Source organism: Terrabacter sp. P5_B1, from assembly GCF_056400505.1.
Genome location: NZ_JBFULD010000154.1, coordinates 1 through 9,712, shown reverse-complemented (window position 1 = coordinate 9,712; position 9,712 = coordinate 1). Strand labels below are relative to the sequence as shown.

At 72.5% G+C, this 9,712-nt stretch carries 13 protein-coding genes; 9 read left to right on the top strand and 4 right to left on the bottom strand.

All coding sequences use genetic code 11. The features are described 5' to 3' along the window. Both AC1DP0_RS12425 and AC1DP0_RS12420 read right to left on the bottom strand, forming a co-directional pair. Window positions 1-302, bottom strand: a 302-nt coding sequence (locus tag AC1DP0_RS12425; RefSeq protein ID WP_478084867.1) for a zf-HC2 domain-containing protein, incomplete at its 3' end; no start/stop codon positions are given. Then, entirely contained in the window at window positions 299-787 is a 489-nt protein-coding gene (locus tag AC1DP0_RS12420) for a sigma-70 family RNA polymerase sigma factor (protein ID WP_478084866.1), read from the bottom strand. The genes AC1DP0_RS12425 and AC1DP0_RS12420, both read right to left, overlap by 4 nt. Window positions 788-933: 146 nt before the next feature. On the opposite strand from AC1DP0_RS12420, the gene AC1DP0_RS12415 reads away from it, so the two are divergent. The 3 genes from AC1DP0_RS12415 (at window position 934) to AC1DP0_RS12405 (ending at window position 2,610) form a co-directional block, all read left to right on the top strand. Further along, entirely contained in the window at window positions 934-1,776 is an 843-nt protein-coding gene (locus tag AC1DP0_RS12415; protein WP_478084865.1) for a uracil-DNA glycosylase, read from the top strand. A 26-nt stretch (window positions 1,777-1,802) separates the two neighbouring features. Beyond that, complete coding sequence (locus AC1DP0_RS12410; RefSeq protein WP_478084864.1) at window positions 1,803-2,237, top strand: GNAT family N-acetyltransferase; 435 nt, start codon at window positions 1,803-1,805, stop codon at window positions 2,235-2,237. Between the two features lie 61 nt (window positions 2,238-2,298). After that, window positions 2,299-2,610, top strand: a complete 312-nt coding sequence (locus AC1DP0_RS12405) for a hypothetical protein (RefSeq protein ID WP_478084863.1) — start codon at window positions 2,299-2,301, stop codon at window positions 2,608-2,610. Between the two features lie 245 nt (window positions 2,611-2,855). On the opposite strand, the gene AC1DP0_RS12400 is transcribed toward AC1DP0_RS12405, so the two are convergent. Next, entirely contained in the window at window positions 2,856-4,256 is a 1,401-nt protein-coding gene (locus tag AC1DP0_RS12400) for an HNH endonuclease signature motif containing protein (protein ID WP_478084862.1), read from the bottom strand. A gap of 156 nt (window positions 4,257-4,412) precedes the next feature. On the opposite strand from AC1DP0_RS12400, the gene AC1DP0_RS12395 reads away from it, so the two are divergent. Continuing rightward, window positions 4,413-4,916, top strand: coding sequence for a DnaJ family domain-containing protein (locus AC1DP0_RS12395; RefSeq protein ID WP_478084861.1), 504 nt, complete (start codon window positions 4,413-4,415; stop codon window positions 4,914-4,916). A gap of 130 nt (window positions 4,917-5,046) precedes the next feature. On the opposite strand, the gene AC1DP0_RS12390 is transcribed toward AC1DP0_RS12395, so the two are convergent. Beyond that, window positions 5,047-5,850: an HAD-IIA family hydrolase gene (locus AC1DP0_RS12390; RefSeq protein ID WP_478084860.1), complete on the bottom strand. Its 804-nt coding sequence runs from the start codon at window positions 5,848-5,850 to the stop codon at window positions 5,047-5,049. 35 nt (window positions 5,851-5,885) lie between these two features. On the opposite strand from AC1DP0_RS12390, the gene AC1DP0_RS12385 reads away from it, so the two are divergent. The 5 genes from AC1DP0_RS12385 to AC1DP0_RS12365 form a co-directional block, all read left to right on the top strand. Next, entirely contained in the window at window positions 5,886-6,257 is a 372-nt protein-coding gene (locus AC1DP0_RS12385; protein WP_478084859.1) for a VOC family protein, read from the top strand. Between the two features lie 117 nt (window positions 6,258-6,374). Further along, window positions 6,375-6,755, top strand: a complete 381-nt coding sequence (locus AC1DP0_RS12380; protein ID WP_478084858.1) for a YciI family protein — start codon at window positions 6,375-6,377, stop codon at window positions 6,753-6,755. 13 nt (window positions 6,756-6,768) lie between these two features. Continuing rightward, complete coding sequence (locus AC1DP0_RS12375; RefSeq protein WP_478084857.1) at window positions 6,769-8,004, top strand: RNA polymerase sigma factor; 1,236 nt, start codon at window positions 6,769-6,771, stop codon at window positions 8,002-8,004. Window positions 8,005-8,023: 19 nt separating this feature from the next. Then, on the top strand, window positions 8,024-8,968 hold the full coding sequence (locus AC1DP0_RS12370; RefSeq protein ID WP_478084856.1) for an alpha/beta fold hydrolase: 945 nt from the start codon (window positions 8,024-8,026) through the stop codon (window positions 8,966-8,968). A 190-nt stretch (window positions 8,969-9,158) separates the two neighbouring features. Next, window positions 9,159-9,712, top strand: a 554-nt coding sequence (locus AC1DP0_RS12365) for a class I SAM-dependent methyltransferase (RefSeq protein WP_478084855.1), incomplete at its 3' end; no start/stop codon positions are given.

Below are 9,712 nucleotides of genomic sequence, written 5' to 3'. Positions count from 1 at the left end.
AGCCAGGTGCGCCGGCGGCGACGGCGCCGCGCGACCTCGCCGAGCAGGGTCGTGACGCGCGCATCGCCCTGCTCGGACGAGAGGGGCTCCGGAACGGCGGCGGGACCGTCGGCCAGGTGGGGACCGCCCTCGGGGCCGGCCAGGTCGAGCAGCCGGGGCAGCCCGGACACCTGGCCGAGCTCCGCCTGGCACGGTCCGCACGTGCGCAGGTGCTCGCTGTAGGTGCGGTGGTCCTCGTCGGACAGGCCACCGAGCACGTAGGCGCCGAGCAGGGCATGCACGTCGCCCGATCCGGGGTTCATCGGTTCACTCCCATCTCGTCGAGGATGACGCGCAGGTTGCGCACGGCGTAGTAGGCGCGAGACTTCACGGTGCCCTCGGGCACCCCGACCCGCTCGGAGGTCTCGGCGACGGTCAGCCGCTCATAATAGAGGTGACGCACGATCTCACGGTGGTTGGCCTGCAGCCGGCCGAGGGCCTCCTCGACGAGCACCTGGTCGAGCGCCCGGTCGAGCGCGGAGTCCTGCTCGGCGACGTCGACGAGCTGGGCCTGCTGCGGACGGCGACCGGCCGCGCGGTACTGGTCGACGATGAGGTGGCGGGCGGTCGTGATGAGGTAGGCGCGCAGGTTCTCGGCCTCGGGCGCCTGCTTCCAGACGCGCAGGATGACCTCCTGGACGATGTCGTCGACGCGGTTGGCATCGCTCGTCGCGCGCCACACGACGCGTCGCAGCATCGGCCCGTGCTCGCGGTAGATCTCCGCGACCGCCTCGTCGTCCAGCGGCATGCCGCCGCCACCTCCTCACTGGGGCTCCCTGAACCGGAGACGCCTGCGGGCCGGCTCCGGTTCACCGGTCAGCTCCTGCCTGCACCGTCTCACGACGTCGCCGGGTCCGTATGCCGTCTGCGCGGGTCCCGCCTACCGTGGGGGTCATGTGCCCTGCCGCCATGCCGAACCCGGCCCAGCACCCCGTCACGGGAGGCCTCTTCCTGTCCCCGGTCCCGGCCGGCTCCGGATGGCCCGGTGACCCGGCCGCAGCCGAGACGCCCGTGGCGGCCACCCCCGCGCAGGTGCGCCGACTCGCGAAGGCGGCGGACGGCATACGCGAGCTCGACGCCCGCGTCAGCGTGTGCCGCGCGTGCCCACGGCTCGTCGAGTGGCGCGAGTCGGTCGCCACCCGGGGACGCCGCGCGGCGTTCGCCGACCAGCCCTACTGGGGACGCCCGGGGCCGTCCTTCGGCGACCCCGACGCGGAGGTGCTCATCGTCGGTCTGGCGCCGGCGGCCAACGGCACCAACCGGACCGGGCGCATGTTCACCGGCGACCGCTCCGGCGACTGGCTGTATGCCGCCCTCCACCGCGGGGGGTACGCCAGCCAGCCGACGTCGGTCGCGTCGGGTGACGGCCTCGTGCTGACGGGACTGCGCATCGTCGCGACCGTCCGGTGCGCGCCACCGGCCAACAAGCCGACGACCGAGGAGAAGGCGACGTGCGCGCCCTGGCTCGACCGCGACCTCGAGCTGTCGGAGCCACGGCTGCGCTCGATGCTCGCGCTCGGGTCGATCGCCTGGGACGCGGCGCTCGGTGCTGCTCGTCGGCGGGGCTGGAGCGTGCCTCGACCCAAGCCGCGCTTCGGCCACGGCGCCGAGGCCGTGCTCACGACCTCCGGCGGGAGGGTGGTGCGCCTCGTCGGCAGCTACCACGTCAGCCAGCAGAACACCTTCACGGGCAAGCTCACCGAGGCGATGCTCGACGAGGTCATCGCGCGGCTCTGACCGGGCCGGTGGCAGCATGGCCCGTCATGGGTGAGGCAACGAGATATCGGTCGGTCGTCGGCGAGGCCGACGCGCCCCTCGACCAGCGACTGTCCGACGAGCTGGACGCAGTGAACGCCGCAGCGACCGTGGGCACGCCCGCGGCGCGCGAGCTGACCGTCCGGGTCGTCGACGGCGACGGGGAGCTCGTGGCCGGCGTCAGCGGCTGGACCTGGGGCGTCGCGGCCGGCATCGGGATGACGTGGGTGCGTGAGCAGGCACGCGGGACGGGTTTGGGCGAACGGCTCCTCGCCGACTTCGAGACCGAGGCGCGGGCGCGCGGTTGCACCCACGTCTTCGTCACGTCGTTCACGTTCCAGGCGCCGGCCTTCTACGAGAAGCAGGGCTATCGCGAGATCTTCCGCTGGGAGGGAGTCCCGACGTCGGACTCGGCCGACGTGCACCTCCGTAAGGACCTCTAGCCGTCGCCGGTTGAGTAGGGACGCCGATGCGGGGCCGGCCAAGGTGGGCAAGGGTGGCGCCGTGGCAGCACGCAGCGTTCGGCCGTACCTCCTCGCCCTCGGCGTGCTCTGGGTCCTCCCGGCGCTCCTCGTGCTCGTGTTGCACGTGGTGCTCCCGGACCACAGCGCCACGGGCGGGTGCAGCGGCATCGGTTTCGGCTGCTCCCTGCCGCCCTCGGAGGCCGTGGTGCTCCTCGGCCTCCTGGCTGCCGGTCCGCTGATCCTCCTGGGGCTGGTCGTGTGCGTCGTCATCGCGGTCGTGCAGTCCCATCGCGCGCGACATCGCTCCGGAGAGGTGGGTCAGGCAACTCCGTCGGACAGCGGGCGGTCGTAGGTCAGCAGTTCCGGGAACGGCGGGAACCCTCGGGAGGTCAGCGGCAGTCATGGCGCGCAGGACGCTCATCGGTCCCGGCCCGGGATCCTCGTTTCGTGTCCATGACGGGACCAGAGTCCGCGGCCTGCTGCCCGAGGGGGCACCGCGGTCGCGCCGTGAACGATGATGACCCGTTGGTCGGGCCGTGCACGACGAGCACCGCCCAGTCGAGCGCAGCGAGACCGACGCTCGTCACGACGTCGTCGTCAGGTCGGCGTGAAGTCGACGAGGTGCAGGTGCAGCGGTCCACCGGTCGGGGCGGGATAGCGCCGACCGAGCCGGGACCGTGGTCTGCGTCGCTCCGGCGGATCCTTCCGGTCGGGCTCGTCGGCCGAGGCCAGGCGAGGTGGACGCGGTGGGCCGATGAGCAGTCCGGTATAGGTCTGGAAGACGAGCCCGTCGAGGCGGCGGGGATCGCCGTCGATGGTGAACTCGCGGCGGTGGTGCCCGTCGTGGTGGAAGGCGCACAGGGCCAGGAGGTTGCAGTCGTCGGTGGGTCCACCGTCTCGCCAGTGGACCAGGTGGTGGATCTCGAGGTTCCGGGTGGAGCCGCAACCGGGGAAGCGGCAGCCGCGGTCCCGGTCGAGGATGAGGACCCGAGTGCGGTGCGGGACGACCCGCTGGGCGCGGCCGACGTTGACCGGATGCCCGTCGGTCTCCCACACGGGGGTGAGGGTCCCGTCGCAGGTCAGGCCCCTCATGATCGTCTGCGGGAGGCGGGGTCGAGCCGTGAGCCAGCCGCCGTCGGTGTCGAGGTGGACCTGCACCCGGTAGCGCGCTCTGCGTGCCGCGCCACCCGAGTCGCTCGAGCCCGCTGCGTCGAGGGACCGGGTGGCGAGCAGGAGAAGCGCGTCAGCCCGGGTGACGCGCGGGCGTCCCCCGTCGCTGGGGAACCGGTCCGGGTCGCTGACGTCGCCGTCCAGAGCTCGTTTCTGCCCGTCGTCCACGATGCCGCCCACGCCGTCGCCCTCAGCGCTGAGCGTGTGGAAGAGGTGGTCCTTGGCCTCGGCGAGGGCGGCCTCGACGAGGGCGCCGACCTCAGCCGGTGCGTCGTAGCGCAACCGGAACCTGCCCTCGCCGTCGACGCTCATGCTCAGGTGGGCCGGTGCGGCCGGCTCCGGCCCCTGGTCATCGACGTGACCGTCCTGCCCGTCGGGAACGAGCTCGCCGGGGAGGGCGCCGTCGTCGTCGGCGACGCTGTCGGGGTGGAGGGTGAAGTCGTATCGGCTGACCGAGCGCTGCAGCTGCGTCACGGTCGCGTGCTGGGCGAACTCGGCGACGGTCGCGTCGAACTCGGCCGGAGTGTGCCGGGCCACGACCGCCGCTTGGTCCAGGCTGATGCGGCCCTCCCGCAGCGCTGCGACGGTCGCGGGAAGCTCACCGGTCCGACGGCCCAGCAGGACGACCGCAGCAGCCTGGCCTCGCGACAGCCCGGCACGGAGCATCAACCAGTGCTCGGGTGAACGCAGGCCCGCGGCCTGCCACGACCCGTCGGCGAGGACTGCTGCGACGAAGTCCACGAGCCGCGCGTGTGCGTCGTGCAGATCGGCGGCCAGGGACGCGACGTGGTCCCAGTCCTCCTCGATCCGCTCCGCACTCTGGCTCATGCCTCAATCATACAGGTGTTCGAATCCGAGATCAAGAGCACGGCCGATCAAATCCCTTGCAACACAATGCTTTTCGTCATGACAGTCCGTCAGTGACAGGAGCGGGCCTGCAGGTCGACGAGGTCGACGTCGGATCCTTGGGTTAGCGTGGATCGCATGACGGGCCAGCCGTACTGGGAGAGCCCAGTGGAGAAGCAGATCCGCGAGGCACAGGAGCGCGGGGACTTCGACAACCTGCCCGGCGCCGGAAAGCCCCTCGACCTCAGCGACTCCGGCGACCCGGACTGGTGGGTCAAGCGCTTCGCGGCGCGCGAGAACCTCGACCTCGGCGGTGCGCTGCCCGGAGCGCTGGCGCTGCGCAAGGAGGCATCGGGCTATCCCGAGTCCCTCGTCGACGTCCGCACCGAGGCGCAGGTGCGCGAGATCATCGAGGACTACAACACGCGCGTCCTCGCCGACCGGCTGCGCCCGGCCGTGGGGAACCTGCCGCCCCTCATCGCCAAGACGCTCGACGTCGACGAGATGGTCGAGCGTTGGCGACCGCTGCGCGCCGAGCTCGAGGAGGAGCAGCGCCGGGCCAGGGAGGAGCGAGCCACAGCCCGCGCCGCCGAGCTCGAGACGCAGGGCCCGTGGTGGCGCCGGCTGTTCCGCCGGAGCTGACGCTGTTCGAGCGCCTCGGAAGTGTGCACTCGACGGGAGGGTAGGTCGAGTGCCCACTTCCTGACATGTGCGACCAGTCGCGGCACCACTCGCGCCATCTCGCACTGCGGCTCAAGGGCTGCCCTGCGGCTCAGCGCTGCTCGCGGTCCTCGTCGGTGACGAACTGCACGAGTTCGGCCACGGAGGCGACGATGCGGCTCGGGCGGTACGGGAAGTGCTCGACCTGCTCGCGGCTCGTCGAGCCGGTGAGCACGAGGACGGTGCGCAGTCCCGCCTCGAGACCGCTGATGATGTCGGTGTCCATGCGGTCGCCCACCATGATCGTCGTCTCGGAGTGCGCGTCGAGGCGGTTGAGGGCGCTGCGCATCATGAGCGGGTTGGGTTTGCCGATGTAGTAGGGCTGCCGGCCGGTCGCCGTCGAGATGAGGGCCGCGACCGACCCGGTGGCAGGCAGCGTGCCTGCGGGACTCGGTCCGCTCGGGTCGGGGTTGGTCGCGATGAAGCGGGCGCCCCGCTCGATCAGGCGGACCGCGCGGGTGATCGCCTCGAACGAGTAGGTGCGGGTCTCGCCGAGGACCACGTAGTCGGGGTCGCGGTCGGTCATGACGTAGCCGACGTCGTGCATGGCCGTCGTCAGCCCCGCCTCGCCGACGACATAGGCGGATCCCCCGGGTCGCTGCTCGGCGAGGAACTGCGCCGTCGCGAGCGCGGACGTCYAGATCGCCTTCTCCGGCACGTCGATCCCGCTTCGCAGCAGGCGGGCCCGCAGGTCGCGCGGCGTGAAGATCGAGTTGTTCGTCAGGACGAGGAAGGACCTGCCGGACTGCTCCAGCGCAGTGATGAACTCGGCGGCTCCGGGGATCGCGTCCTCCTCGTGGACGAGGACGCCGTCCATGTCGGTGAGCCAGGTCTCGACGGGCCGGTGATCGGTCATGGACCCATTGTGTCGGGCCGGGCTACCGTCGGTGGATGGGACTCGTCCAGATCGCCCAGCACGCCGACGACCTCGGCCGGGCCACCTCCTTCTACCGCGACCTCCTCGGCGAGGAGCCCCTCGCGACGTACGACCCGCCGGGACTCGTCTTCTTCGACCTCGACGGCGTGCGACTGCTCCTCGACGCCGGCGCGCCGAGCGCCCTGCACTACCTGCGGGTCGACGACCTCGAGGCCACGGTGGGCCGGCTGCGGAGGGCCGGGGTCGAGGTGCGCAGCGAGCCGCACGTCATCTTCGGTCACGACGACGACACGCTCGGCCCGGTGGGCACCGACGAGTGGATGGCRTTCGTCGTCGACTCCGAGGGCAACCTCGTCGGCCTCGTCGAGCAGCGGCCCCGCCCCTGATCGCCGCGGCCAACCCGCCGATCTGTCGATTTCGCCGGACCGCGTTCGTGTAGTGGGTGGAGGTGCACGGAGGGTGCACCCGGGACCGGCCGGCAGCGCCGGCAGGAGGAGATCACCATGAAGACCTATCTCATCAGCCTCTTCTCGCCCGACGGGCCGCCGCCCGCGGACCTCGACCTCACCCAGGTCATGGCCGACCTCGAGGTCGTCAACGCCGACATCCGCGCCGCCGGCGGCTGGGTGTTCGCTGGTGGGCTCGCCGACCAGGGCAGCGCGACGACGATCCGCACATCCGGCGCGGTCGCGGACGCCGTGCTCACCGACGGACCGTTCGTCGAGGCGAAGGAGCACCTCGGGGGCGTCTCCATCGTCCGTTCGGGCGACTACGACGTCGTCCTCGGCTGGGCGGAGCGCATCGCCAAGGCGACCGGACTGCCGGTCGAGGTGCGCCCGTTCCAGGGTGAGGGCGAGCCCGGCCAGGCGCCGACCGACCGCTGACGGCACCGACGTCATGGCTGTCACGAGCGCGGACATCGCCCGGGTCTTCCGTGCCGAGCATGGGCGGGCGGTGTCCGTGCTCATCCGGGCCCTCGGCGACATCGACCTTGCCGAGGACGCCGTGCAGGACGCGTTCACGGTGGCCGTCGAGCGCTGGCCCCGCGAGGGTATGCCGCCCAGCCCGGCAGGCTGGATCATCACGACCGCTCGCCGCCGGGCCGTCGACCGCCTCCGGCGCGAGTCCACCCGGGAGGCGCGTCAGGCCGAGTCGGTGGCGCTCCACGCAGCCGATCCGGCTGACGGCCCGGACGAGGAGGGACCCGTGAAGGACGAACGACTTCGCCTGGTCTTCACCTGCTGCCACCCCTCCCTCTCGCGGGAGGCGCAGGTGGCGCTGACCCTGCGACTGCTCGGCGGCCTGACGACGCCCGAGATCGCCCACGCGTTCCTCGTCCCGGAAGCGACGATGGCCCAGCGGATCGTTCGGGCCAAGAACAAGATCCGCACGGCTGGCATCCCGTACCGGGTGCCGCGTGACGAGGACCTCCCCGCCCGCGTCACGTCGGTTCTCGCCGTCCTCTACCTCGTCTTCACGGAAGGGCACACGGCGACGGCGGGGGACGACCTCGGCCGTCCCGACCTCGCCGCCGAGGCGATCCGGCTCGGGCGCGTGCTCGTCGAGCTGATGCCCGACGAGCCGGAGGCCGTGGGTCTGCTCGCGCTCATGCTTCTGACGGAGGCCCGCCGTCCGGCGCGGACCGACGCCTCCGGCGAGCTCGTGCGGCTCGCCGACCAGGACCGCTCGCTGTGGGACGCGGCCGTGATCACCGAAGGTCACGCGCTCGTCCGCCGGTGCCTGCGTCGGGGCGCCCCCGGCCCCTACCAGCTGCAGGCCGCGATCAACGCCGTCCACACCGACGCCACGGACGCGGCGGACACCGACTGGTCCCAGGTCGTCGCGCTCTACGACCACCTGCTTCGCCTCGCACCGACCGACGTCGTCCGGCTCAACCGGGCCGTCGCCGTCGCCGAGCTCGACGGCCCGCAGGTGGCGCTCGGCCTGCTCGACGGTCTCGACCTCCCGGCATACGCCCCCCTCCATGTCGTGCGAGCCGAGCTGCTCGACCGGCTGGGGCGACCGGCCGAGTCCGCGGTCGCGTGGGAGCGGGCGGCCGACCTCAGTGACAACGCCCCGCAGGCGCGCCACCTGCGGGCCCGCGCGGCGAACGCCGCGGCGGAGCGCAAGTGACCGGCGGTAACCTGCCTTCATGACGACACCGCCGTCCATGACGCCTCTCGACCTCGCCTCCCGGTGGGGCGGGGTCAGCCGCACCGCCGACCTCGACGGTCCCGTCCAGTGGGTCGACTTCGGCGGACCTGCGACCCCGCCGGAGGCGGGGCACGAGCTGCCGCCCGTCGTCCTCGTCCACGGACTCGGCGGGTCGCACCTCAACTGGGTCGGCATCGCGCCCGCGCTCGCCGAGCGCCGCCGCGTCGTTGCGCTGGACCTGCCGGGGTTCGGCCTGACCCCGGCGCTCGGTCGGGACACGAGCGTCAACCACAACGCCGCCCTGCTCAGTCGCTTCGTCCACGAGGTGCTCGGCGGTCCGGCGGTCCTCGTCGGCAACTCGATGGGCGGGATGGTGAGCCTGCTGCTCGCCGACCGCCGCCCAGAGCAGGTCGCCGGACTCGCGCTCGTCGACCCGGCCCTGCCGAACCCCGGCGCCCGCCTCGACCCGCAGGTCGCCGCCACCTTCGCGATGTATGCCGTTCCGCGGGTCGGCGAGCTGGTGCTGACCCACTACAACACCCGTTTCAGCGACCGCCAGCGCGTGCTCGGCACCGTGGCGCTGTGCTTCGCCGACCCCTCCCGGGCGGACGAGGACGTCGTGGCAGCGGGCATCGAGCTCGCCGCCTGGCGGCGCTCGCTCCCGGACCCCGAGGCGGAGTTCCTCGGCGCGGCCCGCTCGCTCCTGCGGGTGCTGCGCGGGCGCCGCGAGTACGACCGGATCATGCGCGAGCTGCAGGTGCCCGTGCTGCTCATCCACGGCACGCACGACCGGCTCGTGCCGATCTCGGCCGCGCGCCGGGCGGCACGGCTCAACCCGGCCTGGCGCACGGCATACCTCGACGGGGTGGGTCACACGCCGCAGCTCGAGGCACCCGAGGACGTGCTCGGGCACCTCGAGCCGTGGCTCGACTCACTCGGCTGAGCAGCAGGCCCACGTCGTCGGCGATGGTGGTCGGCGCATCGTCGACGTGGACGGTCATGATGGTTGCCTTTCCGCCATCCACGCTACGCGCGGCCCGAACGACCCAACTGGTTTCGTGACGCACGAGACCCGTGGCGGCACAATGGGTTTCGCCGGCGTCGCGCGACGCTGCCAACGACGAGGAGGGCACGTGGACGCCAAGTACTGGGACGAGAGGTATGCCGCCCACGACCTCGTGTGGTCCGCCGAGCCGAACCGTTTCGTGGCCGAGATCATCGGGCCGCTGACACCCGGCCACGCGGTCGACCTCGCCGCGGGCGAGGGCCGCAACGCGATCTGGATGGTCGAGCAGGGGTGGACCGTCGTCGCGTCGGACTACTCGTCGGTGGCTGTCGACCGGATGCGCTCGCTGGCCGCGGACCGGCTCGGTGGCGACGCGAGCCGTCTGACCCCGCTCGTCGCCGATGCCACGCAGCCGGCGCCAGGCGGCCCGGCGGCCTACGACCTCGCGCTGATCTGCTACCTCCAGCTGCCCGCCCACGAGTGGCGGCAGGCGCTGCGGGCCGCGGTGGAGGCGGTGCGGCCGGGCGGCCGCGTCGTCGTCATCGGCCACGCGGGCCGCAACCTCGCCGAGGGGTGGGGCGGCCCGAGCGAGCGGGCCGTGCTCTACGACCCCGACGAGGTCCTCGACCGGGCCGACGGCCTRCCGGTGACCGCCCTGCAGTCGGGCATCCGGGAACGCCC

Excerpts from the sequence above, each read along its gene's own strand:
- AC1DP0_RS12420 (WP_478084866.1), bottom strand. The coding sequence starts at position 787 with ATGCCGCTGGACGACGAGGCGGTCGCGGAGATCTACCGCGAGCACGGG.
- AC1DP0_RS12415 (WP_478084865.1), top strand. The coding sequence starts at position 934 with ATGTGCCCTGCCGCCATGCCGAACCCGGCCCAGCACCCCGTCACGGGA.
- AC1DP0_RS12410 (WP_478084864.1), top strand. The coding sequence starts at position 1,803 with ATGGGTGAGGCAACGAGATATCGGTCGGTCGTCGGCGAGGCCGACGCG.
- AC1DP0_RS12400 (WP_478084862.1), bottom strand. The coding sequence starts at position 4,256 with ATGAGCCAGAGTGCGGAGCGGATCGAGGAGGACTGGGACCACGTCGCG.
- AC1DP0_RS12395 (WP_478084861.1), top strand. The coding sequence starts at position 4,413 with ATGACGGGCCAGCCGTACTGGGAGAGCCCAGTGGAGAAGCAGATCCGC.
- AC1DP0_RS12380 (WP_478084858.1), top strand. The coding sequence starts at position 6,375 with ATGAAGACCTATCTCATCAGCCTCTTCTCGCCCGACGGGCCGCCGCCC.
- AC1DP0_RS12375 (WP_478084857.1), top strand. The coding sequence starts at position 6,769 with ATGGCTGTCACGAGCGCGGACATCGCCCGGGTCTTCCGTGCCGAGCAT.
- AC1DP0_RS12370 (WP_478084856.1), top strand. The coding sequence starts at position 8,024 with ATGACGACACCGCCGTCCATGACGCCTCTCGACCTCGCCTCCCGGTGG.